Source organism: Psychrobacter sp. JCM 18901 (assembly GCF_000586435.1).
Taxonomy (GTDB): domain Bacteria; phylum Pseudomonadota; class Gammaproteobacteria; order Pseudomonadales; family Moraxellaceae; genus Psychrobacter.
On the sequence record NZ_BAWH01000006.1, the window covers coordinates 110,979 to 133,151 of the forward strand.

The 22,173-nt window shown below is 42.0% G+C and carries 23 protein-coding genes, 1 other RNA gene and 5 pseudogenes; 16 read left to right on the plus strand and 13 right to left on the minus strand.

The genetic code is table 11. The features are described from left to right. Nucleotides 1–155: 155 nt before the first annotated feature. On the plus strand, nt 156–743 hold the full coding sequence (gene orn / locus TT11_RS06660) for an oligoribonuclease (RefSeq protein WP_057760984.1): 588 nt from the start codon (nt 156–158) through the stop codon (nt 741–743). Nucleotides 744–874: 131 nt separating this feature from the next. On the opposite strand, the gene TT11_RS06665 is transcribed toward orn, so the two are convergent. The 4 genes and pseudogenes from TT11_RS06665 to TT11_RS06680 all read right to left on the minus strand — a co-directional run bounded on the left by TT11_RS06665 (nt 875) and on the right by TT11_RS06680 (nt 2,377). Continuing rightward, nucleotides 875–1,249 (minus strand): hypothetical protein, encoded by a 375-nt coding sequence (locus TT11_RS06665; protein WP_261869671.1) that lies wholly within the window; start codon nt 1,247–1,249, stop codon nt 875–877. A gap of 4 nt (nt 1,250–1,253) precedes the next feature. Continuing rightward, a complete protein-coding gene (locus TT11_RS06670; protein WP_261869673.1) occupies nt 1,254–1,499 on the minus strand; it encodes a hypothetical protein in 246 nt (81 codons plus the stop codon). After that, nucleotides 1,459–1,626, minus strand: a complete 168-nt coding sequence (locus TT11_RS06675) for a hypothetical protein (protein ID WP_261869674.1) — start codon at nt 1,624–1,626, stop codon at nt 1,459–1,461. Before TT11_RS06675 ends, TT11_RS06670 begins: the two co-directional genes overlap by 41 nt. A gap of 233 nt (nt 1,627–1,859) precedes the next feature. Then, nucleotides 1,860–2,377, minus strand: a pseudogene (locus TT11_RS06680) (peptidylprolyl isomerase). 315 nt (nt 2,378–2,692) lie between these two features. Here TT11_RS06680 and TT11_RS06685 point away from each other — a divergent pair. The 5 genes and pseudogenes from TT11_RS06685 to TT11_RS06705 all read left to right on the plus strand — a co-directional run bounded on the left by TT11_RS06685 (nt 2,693) and on the right by TT11_RS06705 (nt 7,800). After that, nucleotides 2,693–4,410: pseudogene (locus tag TT11_RS06685) on the plus strand (glutamine--tRNA ligase/YqeY domain fusion protein). 432 nt (nt 4,411–4,842) lie between these two features. Continuing rightward, nucleotides 4,843–5,481, plus strand: a complete 639-nt coding sequence (locus TT11_RS06690; protein WP_238051199.1) for a peroxiredoxin — start codon at nt 4,843–4,845, stop codon at nt 5,479–5,481. A 219-nt stretch (nt 5,482–5,700) separates the two neighbouring features. Next, nucleotides 5,701–6,363 carry a glutathione S-transferase family protein gene (locus TT11_RS06695; RefSeq protein WP_261869677.1) on the plus strand — a complete coding sequence of 221 codons (663 nt, stop codon included), beginning with the start codon at nt 5,701–5,703 and terminating at the stop codon, nt 6,361–6,363. Between the two features lie 487 nt (nt 6,364–6,850). Further along, on the plus strand, nt 6,851–7,069 hold the full coding sequence (locus TT11_RS06700; RefSeq protein ID WP_261869679.1) for a hypothetical protein: 219 nt from the start codon (nt 6,851–6,853) through the stop codon (nt 7,067–7,069). A gap of 80 nt (nt 7,070–7,149) precedes the next feature. Further along, nucleotides 7,150–7,800: an META and DUF4377 domain-containing protein gene (locus tag TT11_RS06705; protein WP_261869681.1), complete on the plus strand. Its 651-nt coding sequence runs from the start codon at nt 7,150–7,152 to the stop codon at nt 7,798–7,800. A 145-nt stretch (nt 7,801–7,945) separates the two neighbouring features. On the opposite strand, the gene ruvC is transcribed toward TT11_RS06705, so the two are convergent. After that, on the minus strand, nt 7,946–8,530 hold the full coding sequence (ruvC, locus tag TT11_RS06710; protein ID WP_057760973.1) for a crossover junction endodeoxyribonuclease RuvC: 585 nt from the start codon (nt 8,528–8,530) through the stop codon (nt 7,946–7,948). 259 nt (nt 8,531–8,789) lie between these two features. On the opposite strand from ruvC, the pseudogene TT11_RS06715 reads away from it, so the two are divergent. Then, nucleotides 8,790–9,422 (plus strand): annotated as a pseudogene (locus TT11_RS06715) (FxsA family protein). 105 nt (nt 9,423–9,527) lie between these two features. Here the strand turns inward: TT11_RS06715 and ssrS are convergent. Continuing rightward, nucleotides 9,528–9,721, minus strand: a non-coding RNA gene (ssrS, locus tag TT11_RS06720) — 6S RNA. A gap of 248 nt (nt 9,722–9,969) precedes the next feature. On the opposite strand from ssrS, the gene gpmI reads away from it, so the two are divergent. From gpmI to TT11_RS06740, 4 genes are all read left to right on the plus strand, one after another. Continuing rightward, entirely contained in the window at nt 9,970–11,628 is a 1,659-nt protein-coding gene (gene gpmI / locus TT11_RS06725) for a 2,3-bisphosphoglycerate-independent phosphoglycerate mutase (protein ID WP_201567354.1), read from the plus strand. 234 nt (nt 11,629–11,862) lie between these two features. Further along, nucleotides 11,863–12,552, plus strand: a complete 690-nt coding sequence (locus tag TT11_RS06730) for a S41 family peptidase (RefSeq protein WP_261869682.1) — start codon at nt 11,863–11,865, stop codon at nt 12,550–12,552. Further along, nucleotides 12,512–12,799 carry a hypothetical protein gene (locus tag TT11_RS06735; RefSeq protein ID WP_261869683.1) on the plus strand — a complete coding sequence of 96 codons (288 nt, stop codon included), beginning with the start codon at nt 12,512–12,514 and terminating at the stop codon, nt 12,797–12,799. The genes TT11_RS06730 and TT11_RS06735 overlap by 41 nt, the downstream gene beginning before the upstream one ends. Then, nucleotides 12,793–13,350 carry a S41 family peptidase gene (locus TT11_RS06740; RefSeq protein ID WP_261869685.1) on the plus strand — a complete coding sequence of 186 codons (558 nt, stop codon included), beginning with the start codon at nt 12,793–12,795 and terminating at the stop codon, nt 13,348–13,350. Before TT11_RS06735 ends, TT11_RS06740 begins: the two co-directional genes overlap by 7 nt. A gap of 57 nt (nt 13,351–13,407) precedes the next feature. Here TT11_RS06740 and TT11_RS06745 read toward each other — a convergent pair whose 3' ends face one another. The 6 genes and pseudogenes from TT11_RS06745 to TT11_RS06765 form a co-directional block, all read right to left on the minus strand. Next, nucleotides 13,408–14,133: a helix-turn-helix domain-containing protein gene (locus tag TT11_RS06745; RefSeq protein ID WP_370587813.1), complete on the minus strand. Its 726-nt coding sequence runs from the start codon at nt 14,131–14,133 to the stop codon at nt 13,408–13,410. 108 nt (nt 14,134–14,241) lie between these two features. Continuing rightward, nucleotides 14,242–14,424, minus strand: a pseudogene (locus TT11_RS17160) (sigma 54-interacting transcriptional regulator); the annotation flags it as partial. A gap of 52 nt (nt 14,425–14,476) precedes the next feature. Continuing rightward, complete coding sequence (locus tag TT11_RS06750; RefSeq protein WP_261869686.1) at nt 14,477–15,124, minus strand: sigma-54 dependent transcriptional regulator; 648 nt, start codon at nt 15,122–15,124, stop codon at nt 14,477–14,479. Between the two features lie 241 nt (nt 15,125–15,365). After that, nucleotides 15,366–16,694 (minus strand): PAS domain-containing sensor histidine kinase, encoded by a 1,329-nt coding sequence (locus TT11_RS06755; RefSeq protein ID WP_261869688.1) that lies wholly within the window; start codon nt 16,692–16,694, stop codon nt 15,366–15,368. 35 nt (nt 16,695–16,729) lie between these two features. Next, complete coding sequence (locus TT11_RS06760) at nt 16,730–16,960, minus strand: hypothetical protein (RefSeq protein ID WP_261869689.1); 231 nt, start codon at nt 16,958–16,960, stop codon at nt 16,730–16,732. A gap of 34 nt (nt 16,961–16,994) precedes the next feature. After that, nucleotides 16,995–17,630, minus strand: a complete 636-nt coding sequence (locus TT11_RS06765) for a response regulator (protein WP_101206382.1) — start codon at nt 17,628–17,630, stop codon at nt 16,995–16,997. 489 nt (nt 17,631–18,119) lie between these two features. Here TT11_RS06765 and TT11_RS06770 point away from each other — a divergent pair. The 4 genes and pseudogenes from TT11_RS06770 (at nt 18,120) to TT11_RS06785 (ending at nt 19,958) form a co-directional block, all read left to right on the plus strand. Then, nucleotides 18,120–19,202, plus strand: a pseudogene (locus tag TT11_RS06770) (serine hydrolase). Between the two features lie 87 nt (nt 19,203–19,289). Beyond that, entirely contained in the window at nt 19,290–19,499 is a 210-nt protein-coding gene (locus TT11_RS06775; protein ID WP_261869693.1) for a hypothetical protein, read from the plus strand. A gap of 10 nt (nt 19,500–19,509) precedes the next feature. Continuing rightward, nucleotides 19,510–19,656 (plus strand): thiamine phosphate synthase, encoded by a 147-nt coding sequence (locus TT11_RS06780; RefSeq protein ID WP_261869701.1) that lies wholly within the window; start codon nt 19,510–19,512, stop codon nt 19,654–19,656. 5 nt (nt 19,657–19,661) lie between these two features. Beyond that, nucleotides 19,662–19,958 (plus strand): thiamine phosphate synthase, encoded by a 297-nt coding sequence (locus TT11_RS06785; RefSeq protein WP_261869710.1) that lies wholly within the window; start codon nt 19,662–19,664, stop codon nt 19,956–19,958. A gap of 65 nt (nt 19,959–20,023) precedes the next feature. Here the strand turns inward: TT11_RS06785 and TT11_RS06790 are convergent, their stop codons facing one another. Beyond that, entirely contained in the window at nt 20,024–20,353 is a 330-nt protein-coding gene (locus tag TT11_RS06790) for a TraR/DksA C4-type zinc finger protein (protein ID WP_261869705.1), read from the minus strand. Nucleotides 20,354–20,875: 522 nt separating this feature from the next. On the opposite strand from TT11_RS06790, the gene TT11_RS06795 reads away from it, so the two are divergent. After that, nucleotides 20,876–22,075: a phosphoglycerate kinase gene (locus tag TT11_RS06795; protein ID WP_261869712.1), complete on the plus strand. Its 1,200-nt coding sequence runs from the start codon at nt 20,876–20,878 to the stop codon at nt 22,073–22,075. Nucleotides 22,076–22,173: the final 98 nt, after the last annotated feature.

Below are 22,173 nucleotides of genomic sequence, written 5' to 3' on the forward strand. Positions count from 1 at the left end.
AGACAGTGGTTTTGTAATATTTTGGCTGATTGCTAGGTTTTTTTGAATCAATCAGTGCATGAAAAACCTGCTTGAATATGAGTATTCAACCGCAATACGTTTTTTTTAAATTATGTTTAAAACTGTCCCAAAATTTAATGACCATAGGATATTGTATGACTACCGGTGACCATCCCAATAAGATTAAAATCAAAAATCAAGGCAAAAAAGGGCTGGTGTGGATTGATTTAGAAATGACCGGACTTGATACCTTAAACGATGAGATTATCGAGATTGCTACTGTCGTTACTGACGAAGATTTGAATGTACTTGCTGAAGGGCCTGTATTTGCGATCAAGGTATCGGATCAAGTCTTAAACAAAATGGATGACTGGAATACCAAGCAACACGGTCAATCAGGATTGGTCGATCGTGTACGTCGTAGTACGGTGACATTGGCAGAAGCCGAAGCGGAGACCATCAAGTTCCTAAACAAATGGGTTGATAGTGGTAAGTCGCCAATGTGTGGTAACTCTATTTGCCAAGATCGTCGCTTTATGGCGCGCCAAATGCCAGAGCTTGAGCGGTTTTTCCATTATCGCAATCTTGATGTGTCGTCAATTAAAGAGCTTTGTTTCCGCTGGCGGCCTGATATCTTAAAGAATTTCGAAAAAGGTGGCAGTCACTTAGCCCTAGACGATATTCGTGATTCTATCCGTGAGTTAAAACACTACCGTCAGCATTTCTTTAAGTTAATACCTTAAAAAGCAAGCAAAAGATAAGCTACTTAAAAGTGTAGGCAAAGAATTGTAGTAAACATAAAAAGGGTCTGTTGATATTTCAACAGACCCCTTTTTGTTTTTAAGCTAGGTTCAACGATCAAGTCAAACAAGCATTATAAACTCAAACAATCCAACTCAGCATCATTACTGCTTAAATCGTTACTACTAAAACCGTCATCTGTCACTGCACCAATCACAGCACTGACTTTCGGCTGGCGCGTAGCTTTATCTAACAATCGCCAATCGCCAAGCACGTAGCGCTTTTTATCAGCAGTCGCCTGATGAATGTCTGGACGATGAGTATGTCCATGTAATAAGGCATCGCTAGTAGTGATGGCTTGACGTACGGCTTTATCATTCACGTCCATGATATGCGCAGCTTTGTTCGCATTATTCTGTTGGCTTCTTTTACGCATGTTGTCTGCAATTGCCAAGCGTTTTTCTAATGACTTATTGAGCAGATACCACTGAGTTAAACGGTTGCGCATAATTCTACGAAAGAACTGATATTTTTTTATCATCAGTACAGAGCGCATCACCGTGTTCTAAGCGGTAATTCTGCTGACCAATAGGCAAAGTATATGGCTCGCTGATTAGCTCACCACCGAACAGATTACAAAACGGCTGACCCAACAAGAAGTCACGATTGCCATGCATGACCAATATTTCACAGCCATTGATACGTAGCTGCTTGAGTTTAGCTATGAGCGGAGTTAGCCAATGTTTTTTTCTGCTCATCTTCTGACTCCTTCTCTTTCGATAGGGACAAATACGTATCATCACCCAGCCACACCTCAAACCAATCACCCAATATAAAAAGGCGTTTGAGCGCAGGCAGGGCGAGACAGTCATCTAATAGCGCCAAAAAAAAGCCTGCACTAAGGCAGGCTCCTGAGGCGATAAATGCAAATCGCTAATCAATACTTGCCGCACTTGATGAGGGCGGGTCGTGATTAAGTGATCAAAACTTTGCATTTATCTTGGTCCTCGTGACTTATCGTATGACGAGCATTACTTAGTAAATTCTACTAGAAAGTGCTCGCTCATTCACAGCTATCGCTAAGTAACTATTACTGAATAGCTGCTATTGAATGACTATTACTGAGTGATGATGGTTGCTGAGTTGATAACAACTGGCTCTTTTGGCACATCAGCATGCATGCCGAAACGACCAGTTGGTACGCTGCGCATTTTTTTCGATAACGTCCATACCGCTTGTTACTTTACCAAATACGGTGTAACCCCAACCTTGCATGTTTTTGCCAGAGTGGTTTAGGAAGTCGTTGTCTTTTACGTTGATGAAGAACTGGCTAGTCGCTGAATGAGGATCTTGGGTACGCGCCATTGCGATAGTACCTTTGTCATTTTTTTAGACCGTTGTCCGCTTCGTTTTCGATAGGCGCATTGGTTGGTTTTTCATTCATCTCAGCGTCCATTCCGCCGCCTTGAATCATGAAACCATCAATGATGCGATGGAAAATTGTACCGTCATAATGACCAGATTTTACGTAGTTTAAAAAGTTTTCTACGGTTTTTGGTGCTTTTTCTTCGTTGAGTTCGATAACGATCGCACCCATATTGGTTTCAAGTTCTACTACTGGTGGCATGTCTACCATGGGATATTCCTTTTTGATTGCAGCGCCTTAAATAGCACTATTGTGAGTGGTGGTTAAAAAGTTACGGGTAGTCTAACGGCTTTTTTATCCCGTGTCATGTATCAGGCTGTTAATGCGTTTGCGAAACCTGATAGAATAACGCAACTTTACCCATTTTTGACAAATTTTGATAATGCGGTCGCACTATCTAAGTTTTAATATTCTCGCTTTATTTTAACACCTTAGTTTAAACGTTTCGTGATGCGTGATGGCACGCACCATGAACTGACAATTTGCGTTAGGAGCAATGCCCGATGAGTGATCACTCAAGCAACAATGCACAAAAAGATGAACCAAAAAAACGATTTTATTCGTAATATCATTCGTGACGATGTCAATGCGCAAAAATATCAGCAAATTGTAACGCGCTTTCCGCCTGAGCCAAATGGCTACCTGCATTTAGGCCATGTGAAATCTATCTGCTTAAACTTTGGTGTGGCCAAAGAGTTTGGCGGTGTGTGCAACCTACGTTTGATGACACCAACCCAACCGCTGAAAAGCAAGATTACATCGACAATATTAAGAACGATGTGCAGTGGTTAGGTTTTGAGTGGGCAGGCGAGGCGCATCATGCCTCAGGTTATTTCGATCAGTTGCATGCATGGGCAGTTCAGTTGATTGAGCAAGGCGACGCTTATGTTGATTTGCAAACCCCTGAGCAAATCAAAGAAAACCGTGGTTCATTTAATGAAGCGGGAACACTTTCACCATATCGTGATGCCAGTGTTGAAGAAAACCTAGCGCTTTTCAACGATATGAAAGACGGTAAATACGCTGAAGGAAAGGCTACTTTGCGCGCCAAGATTGATATGGCTAGCCCAAATATGAACCTACGTGATCCTGTTATCTATCGCGTGATGCATCAAGCGCATCATCAGACTGGTGATAAATGGTGCATCTATCCGATGTATGACTTTGCTCATCCACTCTCCGATGCGTTAGAAGGGATTACCCATTCGTTATGTACGCTTGAGTTTGAAGATCATCGTCCATTCTATGATTGGGTCATCGAAAAAATCGGCTTTGACGTACCGCCGCATCAGTACGAGTTTAGCCGCTTAAACGTTGATCATACATTGACCAGTAAGCGTAAGCTAAAGCAACTGGTAGATGAAGGTATCGTAAGCGGTTGGGACGATCCCCGTATGCCGACCGTCGCTGGTATGCGCCGCCGTGGTTATACGCCAGAGGGCTTGCGCGATTTTTGTGAGCGTGTGGGTGTGACCAAAGCGGATAGTGTGGTTGATTTCCGTTTACTAGAGTTTAGTGTTCGTCAATCGTTAGAGACAACTACTGGTCGCGGTATGGCAGTCTTAAAGCCATTGAAAGTGACGATCACTAACTTTAGCGAGGCGGTCAGCAGTTGGGAGTCACAAAAAGCCGATAGCGTTAATGCACGTTTTGACGATGCGACTCAGACGCTTTGGTTGACTCAGCCAAACCATCCTAACGTGGATATGGGTGAGCGTGAGATTCCATTTACCGAGACGCTATACATCGATCAAGGTGATTACGAGATTGAACCGCCAGCAGGCTACAAGCGTCTCTCTCCAGAAAAGCCAGAGATTCGTCTACGTAATACTTATGTGCTAGCCGTCACTGAGCATATCACTGATGAAAGTGGCAATGTCGTTGAACTAAAAGCGACGATTGACCCTGCTACTTTGGGTAACAACCCTGAAGGGCGCAAGGTCAAAGGTGTGATTCATTGGGTATCAGCCAGTCAAGGTGTGCCAGCGACAGTACGCATGTACGAGCAGCTATTCAGTGCTGAGGACCCAAGTGGCGTCGCTGATGTTCATCAAGCGCTAAACCCGAACTCGCTCACTGAGCTAAATGCAGTAGTTGAACCATCTTTGGTCAATGCAGATGCTGGCACGCGCTTCCAGTTTGAGCGTGAAGGTTACTTCATCTCTGACAGCGAAGATCACAGCACTGATAAGCCAGTATTTAACCAAATCGTTAGCTTACGTGATAGCTATAAGCCAGCTTAATTTATGTTGGCTTAGTATTTAAAAGTATCCTTATCCAAATGAATATTTTGAAATAATACTGAACAATAGTAGTTTGCAAGTTAGCCTATTTCTAGTACGCTAGGGATGGGCTTTTTTTGTGTGCAGTTATAAAGTTAAGTATGATTATGGTGCGAATTTTGCTTATGGGATGCAGGTATGGTGGTTTAATTATTTATCAAAGCTACTTGTCCATAAAATTCATTAAAAAATTTGTCCATCAGCTTAGAGGTAAATGGAATAACCGCATTACAATCCGTCACAAGACATTCATAACCAGTTTGTTAAGATAAAGTCAGTTTTTACGGATGTGCTTTATGTTATATTTGATAGCTGAGCACGTCGATGACAATAATAGAACGCGAGGCCGACGTGTCGATATAAGCGTTCATTCACATAGCTAAGGAATCAAGCATGGCACATTTACGTTTAGGCGATACCGCACCAAACTTTGACGCTGCGACCACAGAAGGCGATATTAATTTCCACGAGTGGGCAGGCGATCATTGGGTGGTTTTTTTCTCACATCCTTCAGATTATACGCCAGTATGTACCACTGAGCTTGGTCGTACCGCAGCACTAGGCGGTGAGTTCCAGAAGCGCAATGTTAAACCAATTGCGCTATCGGTTGATGGTTTAGAAGATCATAAAGGTTGGGTAAGTGACATTGAAGAAACCCAAGGTACTGCTGTCAATTTCCCTATCATTGCAGACCCTGAGCGCAAGGTTGCAGATCTTTATGACATGATTCATCCAAATGCTGACAATACAGCGACGGTCAGAAGTGTGTTTATTATTGATCCTAAGAAAAAAGTACGCTTAACACTGACTTATCCAGCCAGTTGTGGCCGTAACTTTGATGAGATTATCCGTGTGATTGATGCGATGCAATTGTCTGATGAATATAACGTAGCAACGCCTGTTGATTGGAAAGATGGCGACGACGTTATCATTCCTCCAAGCGTGAAAAACGAAGATATCGCTGCAAAATATCCAAAAGGTCACAAAGAGATTAAACCGTATCTACGCACCACACCTGCACCAAACAAATAATTAGACTGATGTATAAATGTGATTAAATAAAGCCCCATGACTCAAGGTTATGGGGCTTTACTTATTTCTACTTTATGATTAATAACGCTTTGCCATGATGGCCAGATTAGGCTATAACTGTGGTATAGCGTATCAATATTTGTGCATATCAGTACAATAACCATAATAAAGCGTATCAGCGTCAAATCGCTGTCCAATCATTCTTACAAGGAGTTTGCTATGAAAAAACTATATATTACCCGTACAGCGCCCAATCCGCGTAAAGCGCTTATCTTATTGGCTTCAAAAGGTATCGATGTCGATGACATGGATGATGTGGATGTGATCGATATTGATTTTGCGGCAAATGAGCAAATGTCAGAAGCATTTACGCAAATGAATCCGATGCAGACCGTACCTGTTTTGACCTTAGATGATGGTACAGTACTGAATGATTCTCAGGCAGTTTGTGAATATCTGGATCGTGTTTATGGTGAGCGCTCGGTGATGGGCAATGATGTGGTGCAGCGTGCGCAAGTGTGCTCTATGCGCCGTATTGCTGAATTTGAAGTCCTGTACAACTTGATGCTGGCGTTTCAACACAGCCACCCCTCAAAAGCTCAGCGAGTCGAACAAGTGCCAGAGTTTGTCGCGCCCTCTATTGCCCGTGCTACCAAAGCCATGGCATATTTTGAGACGGCGTTAGTCGGCCGTGATTACTTGGTCGGTGAGCAACTAAGCTTTGCTGATATCGTGTTATATCTGGGGTTAGACTTTGGCAAAATACTCAAGGTCAATCCTAATGAGCAAGGTGAAAACTTAGCACGGTTTTATCAAATGATGAATGAACGCTTCAGTATTAAAAATATGGCTAAAGCCAAACCTGCCAGTGTGAATGACTAAAAGGTTCTAGGGCGTGTCCTCAATTCAATCGATAGTTATCTAAATGGGTTAAAAATGGCTAAATCTTGCCAAATGGCGTCAAATAGCTGACTAATATCTCGATATTATCTGCGCTATTTTCCTTGTTTGACTGCCATTTATCTCATTTTTATCACCATTTTTAAAATGAGGATACGCCCTAGAAAAATAGTTTAAATCATAAAATTTATCTATTAACCTATCCGATAAATTGCTCGCTATAAAGCAAAACAGCTAACCTCAATCGTTAGCTGTTTTTTTTATGAAATATAATAAAAATCAACATTTCGTTACATAGGTTAATAGAGCCAAGGTTATAGTGGTTAATCTAGCTTAGTTATATCAATTATATTTTTAAAACGTTCATTAAAGAGGAATGCTTTTAAATTATGACTTCTTTTGAATAGGTTTTTTAAAATATAGATGGTACGCGAGATAAGTTGTACAAGCTTACTAAGAGGTATGTAATATGGTAGGTAGCCGAAATAAGCCAACGTTAAAACTACTGCTATTACCCAGTATGATGGCAGTTAGTTTGATGCTAAGTGCGTGTCAAAAAGAAGCGGCGTCTAGCGAGAATGATACATCGCAGGGTACTGAAGCTGGCGAGATGACAGACTCAGCCGTAAGTGAAGATCTGGTATCTAGTATGAGCCTACATCAGACGAATCTGAACCTGTTGAATTAACTGCTCAAGAAAAGCTGACGACCACCTTATCTCATCATCGTTGGACGTTAGTAAATGCAGTCGATGCCAATGAACAACTTATGGCTGAATTTGCGAATATCAACAGTCAGGTAACGCTTGCATTCAACCAGTATCAAGGGCAAGATACGCTAAGCTATAGCGTAGGCTGTAATACGATTAGTGCTGGCTATCAGTTAAAAGGGCATACCTTAACTACTGAAGAGGGTATGAGTACGAAGATGTCTTGTGGCGAGTTAGATATGGCAGAAAACACCTTAAACACTTTGATGCAGGGCAGTAGTGAGTTCAAAATTGATCAAGGCGATAATCCAGTATTAACCCAGTTTACCGACGATGATGTAACTCTGGTTTGGAATGGTAGGCTTACTGCACAAGCGAAATATAACAGTAAGGGTGAAACGGTGTTTTGGGCAGTAAACGCCGAAACTGTACCTTGCGAAGCAAGCAAACCTGAGCAGTGTTTACAAGTTAAGCCTATTACTTATAATGATCAAGGTATTAAAACTCATGAAGGACAGTGGCGAGTATTCGTTGGTGAGATCGATGGCTATCAGCATGACAGCAAACACGAAGAAGTATTACGCTTACAACGCTATCCACTATATATCGATGAATTATCAGAGACCAGTGAGCCAACTAAAGATGATACTGCTGATGAAAAGTATGCCTATATATTGGATGCTGTCATTGAAAGTGCAGTTGTAGAGTAGCTTACTGTATTTTGAGCTGTGAAATGCTCATAGCCATAAAAACACGCGTCTAATAGCGCGTGTTTTTTTTATGGGGTGTCTAATTTGCTGTTTATCTATTTTGACGATTGTTTGCTCTAACGCTCAGCTATTTTGACGCTGATCTTTAACGTAAGTTACCTAAATCTTCTTCGGTCAAACGCCAACGGCCTTTCTTTTTAGAAGCACCGCGGCCACGCATGGCGCTATTCAATATCAGTTTGTTCATTGAATGGCTTGAGTGAGCATGACAGATGGCGCAGGCAAGACCATCGGCAGCATCTTGTTGCGGCACGACTTCTAACGCTAATATCCGGCACACCATCTCTTGCACTTGTTCTTTGGCCGCTGCTCCATAGCCACAGACGGCTTGTTTGATTTGCCGAGCCGTATATTCTGATACTTCTAAATCTAGTGCAACCATCGCTGCAATCGCTGCACCTCGTGCTTGCCCAAGCTTAAGTGCAGAATCAGGGTTTTCTGCCATAAATACTTGCTCAATCGCCGTATAGATAGGCTCGTCTGCGTATTTTAAATGATGCTGTGTGATACGGGTTAGTCCATTAAAGATACGCTTGAGGCGTTCAGGCATCTCTTTGGTATCTGTACGAATCGTCCCTGCATCGATATAGGTCAGCTTGTCACCTGTCTGCTGTACTATCCCATAACCGGTCATGCGTGACCCTGGGTCAATGCCTATAATAATTGCCATAATATTCCGTCTTGCTTACCTGTCATTTTATATTCAGTCCTATAGAAATCGGATATGGAGTCAGACTCGCTTAGCCTACTGCTAGTAGCACTGACGTTTGTCTTCCTTGTATCCAAATTATATTGTACCGACTATATGGCTTAAAAATTAGCCTTAAGTTTGATAGTATAGCAACCAATCCCCATATACATCATATGTTAGCCATTTTAATTTTCATGGCGCTCAATTTATTGGTTTTTATTTTATAGGACGACACTTTATGGGTCAGATAGTTGGTATAGCCATCGTTTGGTTTATTATCGAGATGCTACTGTGGTATTTGCTTGCTCAGTTTATGAGCGGCTGGTGGGTGTTTATGTGGTTTATTATCGCCGCGGTTATCGGTATCTCTTTGATGCGCAAAGGTATGGCTGCTCTTAATCCAATGGCACAGCAAATGAAAGCTGGTGGCATGATGAACCTGCGATGCGTCCGCCAGAGACCACGATGATTAAGAGTATCGCGATGGCAGCTGCAGGTATTTTACTGCTTATTCCTGGGGTACTTAGTGATTTGATGGCGCTGTTAGTAGTATTACCACCTGTGCAGAAAAAGCTAAAAGACTTGGCCAATAATTACGTCATGAATAACCAGCAAAAAAATGATGGAAATGATGGCCAAGCAGATGGGTGGTCAAATGGGCGGCGGTCAAAATCCGTTTGGCGGTGCTGGTGGTATGGGCGGTCAAAACCCGTTCGGTGGTGCAGGTGGCATGAATGGTCAGAATCCGTTTGGTCAACAGCAGCAAAACCCATTTGGTGATGTGTTTAAACAGCATACTACGGTTGATGGTACTGCCAAAAACATCCCTAAAGATGTAAAAAAGATTACCAAGTCTGCTAATGACGAATAACTATTCAGTTAAATCGTAAGCATAAAAAAGCCCCTCTCGTCGATGACGAAAGGGGCTTTTTAGTGGTAGTGAATAAATTATAAGAAATATATTTACTAACCGAATGAAACAACCGAAGTGCCGCTGTAAGATGGTGACCCATGAACCGTGAAGTTCAGCGGATGCGTCATCATCTCTGCAGGTTTCCTGATACACCGCAAGCGGTGCAGGCATACACAATGAGACAATAGGTACCACATCCTGGTAAAGCATTATCGGCTCAGGGAATAAACATCTACTAGCCAACACTTCAGAATAGTTTTATCTTAACCAATGAAAAGAGTGATTGCAAGTCTGAATTACAGATTGATACGTAGCTTGGTTGGTTGGCCGCACTTATATTGTCTTATCTAGAAAAAAACGTCATAAGATAACCCTATAAAATTATTCATAAACTCACGAAAAATGCTCAGTTTTTCAGCTATTTCAAGATGTGTGTTAATATAGAGGGCTTTATATTCCCTTACACAGCATTATAGGCGTTCATTCACTCGAGGAGCGGTAATATATGACCAGTACCCAACAAGCATCAGACTCTATTGATAATAATAAAACACAGCTTAGCAATAACCAAGACGGTGCACAGAATAAAAAAATACCGCATGTCTTGATGATATTGGACGGCTTTGGTCATCGTGAAGAAGATAAAGATAACGCCATCGCTGCTGCCAATATGCCAAATTTAGACAAGATTTATCAGCAATATCCTCATGGGCTGATTTCAGCTTCAGGGGAAGATGTTGGTTTGCCAGATGGTCAGTTTGGTAATTCAGAAGTTGGTCACATGAATTTAGGGGCGGGGCGTGTTCTTTATCAGGACTCAACTCGTATCTCAAGTGAGCTTGCCAATCGTGAATTTTATAAGAACGAAGCATTGGTCAATGCGGTAAAAGCGGCTAATGAGCGTGGCGGTAACGTCCATATTATGGGCTTGCTTTCTGATGGCGGCGTCCACTCTCATCAAGACCATATCGAAGGTATGTGTCATTCAGCATTGGTCCATGGTGCCAAGAATGTCTTTATTCATTGTTTCTTAGATGGTCGTGATACCCCGCCTAAATCTGCTGATAAGTATATCAATCGTCTGCGAGATTATATCAATAAGTTGAATGCTCATTACGAAGGTGGCCGCGTACAGATTGCAAGTATCATCGGTCGCTACTATGCAATGGATCGTGACAATCGTTGGGATCGCGTACAAAAAGCTTATGAGCTGATTACTGAAGGTAAAGCTGATCGTCTATCGACACGGGCAGATGGTGCTGTTCAAGCTGCTTATAAAGCGCGTGAGACCGATGAGTTTGTCAGTCCAACGACCGTAATTGGACGTGATGAAGTGCCATATACTGTCAATGATAACGACGCACTTATTTTTATGAATTTCCGTGCTGACCGTGCTCGTGAGCTTGCCCAAGCGTTTGTCTTGCCAGATCATGAGTTTTCTGGATTTGCGCGCCAAAAACAGCCAAAACTGGCGGCGTTTGTGATGCTAACTAAGTATTCAGATGTCCTAGCTGATAATCCAAAAACCAGCATTGCTTACTACCCAACGTCTCTGGCCAACACACTGGGAGAGTACTTGCAGGATCAAGGAAAAACCCAGCTGCGTATCGCTGAAACTGAAAAATATGCGCATGTGACGTTTTTCTTTAGTGGCGGCCGCGAAGAAGAGTATCAGGGCGAGACCCGTATATTAGTGCCATCTCCAGACGTTGCGACTTATGATCTACAGCCTGAGATGAGTGCACCTGAAGTCACTGATAAACTAGTAGAAGCGATTGAGTCTGGTAAGTATGATGTATTGGTGGTCAATTACGCCAATGGTGATATGGTTGGACACACAGGTATCTTTGATGCTGCGGTAAAAGCGGTAGAGGCTTTGGATGTATGCGTTGGCCGTATCGAGTCAGCGGTGCGTGCTGCTGGTGGTGATATGCTTATCACAGCCGATCATGGTAACTGCGAGCAGATGCAAGACTATGAAAGCGGACAAGTACATACGCAGCATACGACAGAGCATGTACCATTGATTTATGTGGGCGAGCAAAAGCTACAAGTACGCCGTGGCGGTAAACTTAGTGATGTGGCACCGACTATTTTATCATTGATGAACGTTGACGCCCCTACTGAAATGACAGGTGAGAGCTTATTGGTTCCAGCAGTCTAGGCCAGTCGAGTTAAACCACAGTACTTGAATGACTGTGGTTTATACTGATTTGACAGCTGTACCAGGAGATATTAAAAAGGAAAGGATAACCTATTATCCTTTCCTTTTTTTGTGATACATTTTACTTAATTTACTTGCAATACTATGCTAGTTCGAAATATACGTTTGGTGCTATCTTATAAGTCGCTATATAACGATAAATTCGTCTTCTCTATTATTCAAATGAGTTTTTTTATGCAGCCTATTTCTTTTGCACGTTCTTTTTTATCCAAAGGGTTAAGTAAATCAGTAGGGAAGGCATCAGTCGCGTCCAAGATTTTGCAGCCTGCAATTTTAATAGGTGTGCTTGGTTGTGCGATTAGCGTAAATGCACAAGCAGCAGTGGGAGCTTCTACAAATAATGATAATCCTACGAATGGTCTACAGCTCATCAGTTTGAATGCAGATGAGATAGCGGATGAAAACGACGCTGATAATTTATCTAACATTGCTGATATGCTAGATGTCGCTGATGAGCCAGATGACTCGATAGATAGTGTGCCAGATGAAAGCGCGCTAACGGATGATGCCGATGATATTGATACGGAGATTCCAGCAGAAGTTGCACAAGTATCGCTAAATGCTATCTCTCCTGAGACGCTAAAGACATTTGTGGCTGTTGTAGATTTAATACGTCGTCAATACGTCGATGCGGTCAATGATGAAGAGTTATTTAGCAATGCGATGAGCGGTATGCTGACCAAACTTGATAGCCATGCTGAGTTTTTGGACGCAGAAGCTTATGAGAATCTGCGTGCTTTCACTGAGGGCGACGTTGGTGATATTGGTATTAAGGTTAATTACCAGCCAGAGGCAGGTTATTGGGTTGTGACAGAGGTTATCGATGATTCACCTGCAGACAAAAAAAGGCATCGCAGTTGGTGATTATTTGCATCAGGTTGATGAGTTTAAGCTAGACGAAGGGCGACAGGTCAACGACGTTGAGCAGATTTTGACGGGTATTGCTGGTACGCAGGTAGATATTATCACTTCTAAAGCTGGTCGCCGTAAGCACACAACGACGTTGCAGCGTAATAATAGTCATCCGCAGATTGTCGAGACCAAACTGGTTGATGCATTGCCATTGTTAAATTACCGGCGTTTCAAAACAACAGCCGTGAGAAGTTGTTAGAAGGTTTAATTAACCTAAACGCTCCGATATCAGGCATTTTACTAGATATGCGTGATAATCCAGGTGGCGTACTGACATCAGCAGTGAGCGTGGCCAGTTTATTTATGGATGATACCGATGTGGTGCAGGTGCAAGCACGTCAAAATAAATCACGCGTACTATCGACCCAAGGTGATGCGATACTTAAACCTTTGCCATTAGTGGTATTACAAAATCGCTATTCAGCATCAGCAGCAGAGGTGCTTGCTAGTAGTTTACAAGCACAAAAACGCGCTACTATTATCGGTGAAGTTAGCTATGGTAAGGGCTCAGTACAATCAGTCATACCGTTAAACGATGAGCAAGCCGTCAAATTGACTGTGGCCAATTATATGACGGCAGAAGGCAAACAAATAGATGAGATCGGCGTAGAGCCTAATGTGACTTTATCGGGCAGTGAAAATACGTGGGAGCAGCAAGCATTAGAAATAGTAAAGGCGCGCGCGCTTGGTTCTGGCATTCGCTTTGTTAGAAAAAAATGCTACGAAAGAATAGAATTTCGTAGCAATTAATTAACAGCACATACCATTCAACGCTTAAAAATATTTGATGATGACGTTCAAAAGAAACTAGTCGAACGCATCTTCAGAAATTTCGAGCTTTTTCATACGGTAGCGTAAAGAGCGAAAGGTGGTTCCTAATAATTCAGCTGCTTGGGTTTTGTTCCAGCCAGTTTGTTTGAGTGCCGTGATAATCAGCTGCTTTTCTTGTTCCTGCAAATAATGCTCTAACCCTTGAGGCGGTAATTGACCGTCGAACAATTCTGGTAAACCTGATATGTCTTTAGAAGTTTCTTGTTGGGCGGTGGAGTCAAGGAGCGACTCTTCGTCATGAGTACTTGCTACGTTGGTTGACGAACTATCATTACTAGTTGACGAATGCTGAACCATTGAAGGGTAGTGGTTGGTGTTAGTACGATAAGGATGTAAATTGGTTGCCTTTTGCTCAACCTGCGTCGCTATATTGCGACTAGATTGAATGACTTGCTCACCGTCTTTTGTAGATTGGTCTGTAGATTGAACGTCTATTTGATTTTCTAAGTTACGGGCAAGTAGCTCAGAGCTATCGATAGCTGAGCTATGATTTTGCTCTTGTGTATTTACAAGCTCAGTTTCAATGTCAGGAAGACCTAAATGACTAACGTCAATGTATGAGGTTTCAGCTAACGTAACTGCACGCTCCAGTAAGTTACGTAGTTCACGGACATTACCCGCAAAATCGTGGCGTTGTAAGCGTTCGCAGGCTTCCATCGTCAATGACGGCGGCGACTCTAATTGCCAGTCATCAGCAATCATCGCCAAAAAGTGGTCTGCTAATACAGGAATATCATCACGGCGTGCATTAAGTGTTGGAAGCTTTAGCTCAATGACATTGATGCGATAATATAAGTCTTGTCGAAATGCACCATCTTGTACCAATTGGCTCAGGTCTTTGTGAGTGGCAGACAAAATGCGGATGTCTACTGGAACTTCTTTTGTATCACCAATTGCCCTTACTGTTTTTTCTTGAATGGCACGTAACAATTTAACCTGCATGGCTAAAGGTAAGTCTGCTACTTCATCTAAAAATAACGTGCCACCATTGGCTTGCTGGAATAACCCTTGTTTATCAGCGACAGCCCCTGTAAAGCTGCCTTTTTTATGACCAAAAAAACTCCGACTCCATTAACTCCGATGGTATCGCACCGCAGTTCACTGGTACAAAGCTGCCATGACGCCGTGGACTTAAATCGTGGATCAATCTGGCGACCACTTCTTTACCTGTGCCAGAAGCGCCCGATAAAAACACAGGTGCCTGTGAGCGTGCTAGCTTTAAAATGGTATTTTTGAGGGGATGCATGACAGCAGAATTACCAATCAATCTACTATCTAGCATTTTCTGTTCAGGAGAGCATTCCGGTGCGGCCTGTACTTCGTTATCTTGATGAATAACTTTTATGGCATTCTCTACCAGTTGGCGCAAACGTGGTAGTTCTAGCGGTTTATTGACAAAATCGAAGGCACCAAGCTTTAATGCCTCAATAGCTAAATCCATGCTGCCATGAGCCGTGATCACCGCTATTGGAATATTAGAGCTATTGCTAATTTCTTTTACCAGCTCCAGTCCAGAGCCATCTGGCAGTTTTAAGTCCGTCAGACAGAAATCGTAGTCATTGTCTTGCCAAAACGTTCTTGCTTGCGACAATGTATAAGCCACATCACTTTTAATACCCATTTTAGTCAAGGTAATTTGCATTAATCGACATAAGTCTACTTCATCATCGACGACTAGCGCGGTCGTTGTCATACATCATCTCATCGTATTCAATAGCTATAAAGTCAATAGCTGGGTCTAAATGGGCGTAATAGCTTTTGAAGAATAAATTTAGGAAAGTTTTTCTTCGATAGTTTGAAATTTATTATCAGATTTAATAGAAGGTACAATTAATCGAAAACATGTTTTCTCATGTTCAGGAATGTAGAGTAAACGCGCTTGATTGGCTTCACAAAATGCTTGTGATAAATAGAGCCCCAGTCCTGTACCAGCTTTATCTGTTGTAAAAAAATGGATCGAACAAAAGTTCTAAATTTCCAGAACTAACACCATTACCATTATCTAATATATCGATTATAACATCGTTGTCTGCGCAGTAAATGTCGATTTCTACATAAGCATGAGGATGAGCATAGCTGCTATAACGCAGGCCATTATTGATTAGGTTGATCAATATCTGCTCTAACTGATGAGTATCAAATGATATGATGGGTTTGGTTTTTATTCGTAGAAAAATGTCGTGTCCTTGAAAGTAATTCTCCAAAAACGATGGCATCCATTCAGCCAATTCGAGCACCTGTTGAGTAGCCGTCTGCTGACGAGATAGTTTTAAAATATCTTCGATGATACGGTTTACACGCTTTGTCTGTGAAAATATCATTTCATAAAGTTCATGGTTGCCATTCATGGCAGCATTCGATTCACTTGTTAATGCACTGTCATCTTCCATTTGTTCTGCAACATCTTCTATTAATAGCTGGCTGGCTTGCGATATCGCTGCTAATGGGTTTCTGATTTCGTGGGCAATACTGGCAGTTAATTGCCCTAAAGAAGCCAGTTTCAACTGTTGAGCACTGGCTTGCTCACGGCGTAAATCTTCTAATATGACGAGCTTACTACCATCTTTTAGTGGAATAATCTGTACGCGTAACTTGCCAAATATTGAGGCATTTGCCACAGCTGGCACATCGTAGGTAAAAGCGCGTGACTGCCCAGATGCTACCGACAAGCAGGCATTAAACAACTGTGAATGCTGCTTATTGAGTTGCTGCTCGAAATTAGAGAGAAGCGCTTTGTTTTGAGTCTCTTTCACATCTTCAAAGGTATTCTGCGCTGTGGTAGGTGTGACAAGAGAAAGGCTCAGCAACTGATGTGCGGCAAGATTTGCTAAGACAATATGTTGCTTATCGATAACGATAACACCATTCACCATCTGTGTGATGACCTCTTGATTAATCACGTTTAGTCGCTCGACTTCCTTAGCATGGTTTGCCGCGACTTTTTCAAGCTGTACCAATCGTTGAGAGATAGACCAACTCAAACCGCCCACTGCTAAAAAGCTCGCCGACATCAGTAGCGCATCACCTAGATTGGCTAGACTCATGCTGTTAGCAATAGCGTAAAAAAATTGCTGATAAATAACGAGAATGATGGCAAGTAACGTAATAACTAATGCTTGTGAGCCATGTAGTAGCATAAAGCTAGCTGCGACGACCACCATGTATAGCATGGTTAACTGCAAATCAGGGTTACCTGTCGTGTAGAGCAGCAAACTTAATATAATAACGTCTAAGGCCAGTCCGAATGCCAGTTGGCGGCGCATATGTTTTCTAACAACATAAAATAGCCCGAGCAGTATCAACTTAACAGCATATAAAAACTTAAAGTGGTTTGCTGCAAAAAGCTGGGTAGGGAGGCACTGCCGTCAGTACGAGCAGAGATGTATAGCATGAGCATAGAAAACAGGCTGACGACGAAACGATAACTGCTATAGATTAGCCCTAATTTACGTAATTGTGGCAAAGGAAGCGTATCGTCATGATGAACATAACGAGTAATGGCAGAGCTAAGATTGGTAGCAGGGTTCATAAACTGGCCGTAATAGAATAAACGCTAAAATGGTTTATGGTTGAATCAGACCATGACGAATGGCCAAATGAGTCAATTTAACATCACTATCAACCCCAACTTTTTCATAAATACGGTAGCGATACGTATTAATGGTCTTGACACTAACAAACAATTGATCAGCTATTTGCTGAGGGCTTTGACAATTAACAACCATCATGGCCACTTGTTTTTCTCTGTCACTTAATAAGTCAAAAGGTGAGTTTGCATTATCAGACAATAAAACATCCGCTAACTGTTCAGCAACATCCTGACTAAAGTAACGACCTCCTTGATAAATCTTTTTGACCGCACGTATCATTTCATCAAGCGGCGTGCCTTTGGTAATGTAACCATTGACACCTGCTTTGATCAGCATTGAGGGATAGGGCTGTGCAGACATACTACTGACCGCCAAAATCTTGATACCCATATCAAGTTGTATCAGACGTTTGGTTGCTTCAAGCCCGCCAATATTCGGCATGTTGACGTCTAGCAAAATCACATCAGGATGTAATTGTTTAGCCTGTTTGATAGCCATGTCACCGCTGTCTGCTTCACCTACTACTTCAATATCGGGGCTGTCTGACAACATACGGCTAATACCCATCCGTACCAAATCATGATCATCTACCACTAATACTTTAATCATAACCATACTCTTTATTGATTGTCAGAATGAACGCTTTATTAGGTCCAAATAGTATAAAAAACGAATATATTTCAACCATTGTTTGTATCTTTGTATCTTTGTATCTTTGTATCTTTGTATCTTTGTATCTTTGTATCTTTGTATCTTTGTATCTTTGTATCTTTGTATCTTTGTATCTTTGTATCTTTGTATATTCAAAATACCGCTGATTAATATAACAAAATACGAGTAATCATAACATTCGAAGTTAAATTATATTGCTGCAGTGTGAATTGATGTTTCTATAATATAAATTGGTTGTAGCAAAGTTTGAATGAAGCCAAAAAAAACTACTAAATCAGTTTGATAGATTAAACTTAAATGTAAACCATGATACACTAAAAATACAAAAGCTCTATGTGAGTACTTACAAACACATCTATAAACGCTACGTACGTTTTTGGCGTCAGACAATATGTAACTGGCGTAATAGCGACAGCAGGAGGCATAATGAAGCAACTACCATTAACCAAACAGCAATTGATCGCTGCTATGATTTCATTGAGTTTGGGCAGTGTTGCACAAGCCGCACTTACAATTAATGGTAGCACTGACACTACCTCTAGTGCACGCCTGAGTTGGGGCGGCGCTGATAGCTTGTCTGAAGCCCGCAACATAATGTACAAGTCCAACGGCTCTGCTATTAAGAAAGTTGATAATGGCTACGGCACTACCAATATTACGAATACTAATAGTTTTGCTAGTAGTAATAACACCAATAGTGCTCGCTATAACACAACTTATCGTGGGGCATTCGGTAGCAGCGATATGATTCCGATTAGCACCGATTCACGTAGTGTTGCGGTGATCGATGCTGAAACTGGCGAATCTATCTACGAAAAAGATGCTGATATCGCGCGTCCTATGGCTAGTATCACCAAGGTTATGACGGCTATGGTCGTATTGGATGCAGGCCTTGATATGCGTGAAGAAATCACGCTTGATCCAGAAGATTTCGTTGGTCCAAAGCGTGCAAGCTCGCGTTTGAAATCAGGTGATCGTTTAAACCGTGCTGAGATGCTATTGATGGCGTTGATGAAGTCTGAAAATCCAGCGGCGAAGAGTCTGGCACGTAACTACCCAGGTGGCTATGATGCTTTATGCGTGCGATGAATCGTAAAGCGCAAGATTTGGGCATGAATACGGCATTTTTGGTGATCCAACTGGACTTGATAAGCGCAACGTAGCTTCTTCAAAAGATTTGGTCAAAATGGTACGTGCTGCTGGCAACTATGATGTGATTCGTCGTTTTTCTACCACTAAGAGCTACGACTTTTTTTTGTCTCAAACTACTCAAGTGGTAACCGAACCTATAAAGCCAGTAATACCAGTACGTTGGTTCGTGACGGTAGCTATCCAATCGGTATCTCTAAGACAGGCTTTATCAATGAAGCTGGGCGTTGTGTTGTGATGGAAACTCGTGTCAACAATCGCCCTGCGATTATTGTCATCTTAGGAGCAAACAGCTCAGCAACACGTTGGGGCGATGCTAAAAATATCTTAAATAGTTTGGCTACACGCCGTACAGTATAAGCTATCGGTTCTAAATGTATAAAAAAGCTGTTATATCATATAACAGCTTTTTTATTGTGTTGAATTTAAGAATTAAGGATGCACGCTATGAGTTATTCACCATTCTCCTCAGTTATGCCTAAGCTATATTTGTTGACCAACGACGATGAGTTCGAGCTGTTGTATCAAAAGCTAGAGGCAGCCTTGTCGACAGGATTGATTGCACTATTACAAATTCGTCGTAAGCAAATTCTTAATCTGCCTGATGGAGCTTTGAAGCTCTTTGATGAGGCGCAAAAAAATCGTCGAATTAGCTAAAACGTACAATGTGCCAGTTGTTATTAATGATGACGTGAAGTTGGCCGAAAAGCTTGGAGTTGGGGTACACCTTGGTCAAACAGACGGCAGTATCGGTGATGCTCTACAGTCTCTATCACCGCATCAAATCATCGGTCGTACCTGCATGGTGATGTAGCGCTGATTAAAGAAGCAAAAAATGACGGCGCAAGTTATGCTGCAATGGGTGCGGTATTTACCTCTATGACTAAGCCAAATGCTGACATCATTTCGCGTCAGCAGCTTGTGGAAGGGTGTCAGCAAGGCATACCAATCTGTGTGATAGGTGGATTAACTGCAGAAAATATCTCAGAGCTGGTAGATTTGCCCATTGCGCTTGTAGCAGTAGTTGGGGATATCATGGATTTGCCAGTAGCAGATATAGCTCAGCGCTGTCACGAATGGCAGCAGGCACTTTCCAAATGGAAAATACCTACTTGAAGTACTCTTCTTAGAGAGGTTTTAGAGTAGCAATAGTCTTAGAATAGAGTATTAATATGACAGCGCTACTCAGCGTGTTCCATACATAAGGTGGCATAGGGTAGCGCTTCTAAGCGTTGCTCTTCGATCTGTTCACCGCAGACTTCGCACTCGCCATAAGTACCGTTATCAATCCGACTCAATGCATTTTCGACATAGATTAAGCTTTGACGTGCCTCGCTCATCAAATTTTTGCGCATGTCATTTTGACGATAGGATATGGCCTGATCTTCCCAGTGTTCATTGAGATCATCTTGCGGATTTTGAATATGATCTTCTATCTTATCAATTCGAGATTCGTACTCATCTTTTAATTTCAATAGGTTTTGTTTAGCAGTGTCTAAGTTGATGCTCATTATTTTCTCCTAATGGATTATTTTTATTGTCAATGTTTCTATCATAAAGAGCTTGACTGCTGAGTACCACCACGAAATGTTACGGTTTATTGACTATGCTTAAAGCTAGCAACTGCAATTGTTGCCATCGAATAACGGTCTGAGAATTTAGACTAAATATTTTAAACGTGCTGAGATTTGTGTCAGGTTGCTTGTGAGACTGCGCTAGAAAACTGGTAGAATACACCGCCGCTGAATTCTGCTTACTTGATCGATCCATCGGAGTGGTCTGATAAGTGTCAGAGCCAAGCGTTAAAAAACATTAAAAAGTGATAAAGCTGATAGTGACTATATAGCACGGGTATAAAATAGCTTGGCTATATGGCAGGCGAGCGAGAGTGCTACAAAATAGTGGCTCGAGCGTGCCTAGAACTGAATCTAATTTATATAGAGCTGACTATAATAGTCATATCAGTAACGACAGTAATCGCAAATTAACAGATATATTGATGCATAGGAGCAGGTGATGAATTTTTTTTGCGTATGAGTGAGTTGAACTTAACGGATAAAGTGGTGTTGATCCGAGAAGATTTAAATGTGCCTATTAAAGATGGTAAGGTCACGAGCGATGCGCGCTTGCAAGCCAGTCTTCCTACCATCAAGATGGCGCTCGAAAAGGGCGCTGCGGTAATTGTTTGCTCACATTTAGGCCGCCCAACAGAGGGCAATCCTGAAACTGTATACTCATTAGCGCCGGTTGCTGACTATTTGACGGACAAATTAAGCTCGCAACTATCGACACCTGTACGTCTTAATAGTGATTATCTTACCCAAGGTGCCAATGTAAAATCGGGCGAAGTGGTTCTATTAGAAAATGTACGCTTCAATGACGGTGAAAAGAAAAATGATGCCACGCTAGCGAAAAAGTATGCTGATTTGTGCGATGTGTTTGTGATGGATGCTTTTGGTACAGCGCACCGTGCACAGGCATCAACAGAGGGTGTTACGCAAGCAATGCATCAAGCAGACAAAACCGTTTGTGCAGGGCCATTGTTAGCCGCCGAACTTGATGCTCTAAGCTTAGCGCTTGAAACACCAGCACAGCCAATGCTTGCTATCGTTGGTGGGTCAAAAGTATCAACCAAATTAGAAGTGCTACACAGCTTGGCTGAAGTTTGCACGCAAATTATCGTTGGTGGCGGTATTGCCAATACTTTCTTGGCGGCACAAGGTCATAGTGTTGGCGCCTCATTGTATGAAGCAGATTTGCTCGATATTGCGCGTGACATTATGACCAAAACTGAAATCTTACTGCCTGAATACGTCGTAGTCGCTGATAAAGACGACATCGATTTCGCTGACTTTACTGGCTCATTGCAAAAAGCCACTGCAACGATCAAATCAGTTGATGCGATCGGTGACAAGGACATGATATTGGACATCGCACCAGAAAGCGCACAACAGCTTGCCGATGCCATTATTAATGCAAAAACCATTTTGTGGAATGGTCCAGTGGGTGTATTTGAGGTCGATGCTTTCGGGCAAGGCACACAAATATTAGCTACTGCTGTAAGGGACAGCGATGGTTTCTCTATCGCGGGCGGTGGTGATACGTTAGCGGCTATCGATAAATATCAAGTTGCTGATGGTGTGAGCTATATGTCAACAGGTGGTGGTGCGTTTTTAGAGTTTGTTGAAGGTAAAGTACTTCCAGCTGTCGCTGCACTGCAAATAGATGCCTAACTAATTAACGATACTCTGTAGCTTAGTAACATTAGACGTACAACTAACTTTAAATAACTAATGTAGTCTGTAAAAATAATATTTTGGCTGTTGATTTG

Coding starts and splice junctions, on each gene's coding strand:
- orn (WP_057760984.1), top strand. CDS start 156: ATGACTACCGGTGACCATCCCAATAAGATTAAAATCAAAAATCAAGGC.
- TT11_RS06665 (WP_261869671.1), bottom strand. CDS start 1,249: ATGCGCAACCGTTTAACTCAGTGGTATCTGCTCAATAAGTCATTAGAA.
- TT11_RS06670 (WP_261869673.1), bottom strand. CDS start 1,499: ATGAGCAGAAAAAAACATTGGCTAACTCCGCTCATAGCTAAACTCAAG.
- TT11_RS06690 (WP_238051199.1), top strand. CDS start 4,843: ATGGCACATTTACGTTTAGGCGATACCGCACCAAACTTTGACGCTGCG.
- TT11_RS06695 (WP_261869677.1), top strand. CDS start 5,701: ATGAAAAAACTATATATTACCCGTACAGCGCCCAATCCGCGTAAAGCG.
- TT11_RS06700 (WP_261869679.1), top strand. CDS start 6,851: ATGGTAGGTAGCCGAAATAAGCCAACGTTAAAACTACTGCTATTACCC.
- TT11_RS06705 (WP_261869681.1), top strand. CDS start 7,150: ATGGCTGAATTTGCGAATATCAACAGTCAGGTAACGCTTGCATTCAAC.
- ruvC (WP_057760973.1), bottom strand. CDS start 8,530: ATGGCAATTATTATAGGCATTGACCCAGGGTCACGCATGACCGGTTAT.
- gpmI (WP_201567354.1), top strand. CDS start 9,970: ATGACCAGTACCCAACAAGCATCAGACTCTATTGATAATAATAAAACA.
- TT11_RS06730 (WP_261869682.1), top strand. CDS start 11,863: ATGCAGCCTATTTCTTTTGCACGTTCTTTTTTATCCAAAGGGTTAAGT.
- TT11_RS06735 (WP_261869683.1), top strand. CDS start 12,512: ATGATTCACCTGCAGACAAAAAAAGGCATCGCAGTTGGTGATTATTTG.
- TT11_RS06745 (WP_370587813.1), bottom strand. CDS start 14,133: ATGATTGCTGATGACTGGCAATTAGAGTCGCCGCCGTCATTGACGATG.
- TT11_RS06750 (WP_261869686.1), bottom strand. CDS start 15,124: ATGACAACGACCGCGCTAGTCGTCGATGATGAAGTAGACTTATGTCGA.
- TT11_RS06755 (WP_261869688.1), bottom strand. CDS start 16,694: ATGCGCCGCCAACTGGCATTCGGACTGGCCTTAGACGTTATTATATTA.
- TT11_RS06760 (WP_261869689.1), bottom strand. CDS start 16,960: ATGAACCCTGCTACCAATCTTAGCTCTGCCATTACTCGTTATGTTCAT.
- TT11_RS06765 (WP_101206382.1), bottom strand. CDS start 17,630: ATGATTAAAGTATTAGTGGTAGATGATCATGATTTGGTACGGATGGGT.
- TT11_RS06775 (WP_261869693.1), top strand. CDS start 19,290: ATGAGTTATTCACCATTCTCCTCAGTTATGCCTAAGCTATATTTGTTG.
- TT11_RS06790 (WP_261869705.1), bottom strand. CDS start 20,353: ATGAGCATCAACTTAGACACTGCTAAACAAAACCTATTGAAATTAAAA.
- TT11_RS06795 (WP_261869712.1), top strand. CDS start 20,876: ATGAGTGAGTTGAACTTAACGGATAAAGTGGTGTTGATCCGAGAAGAT.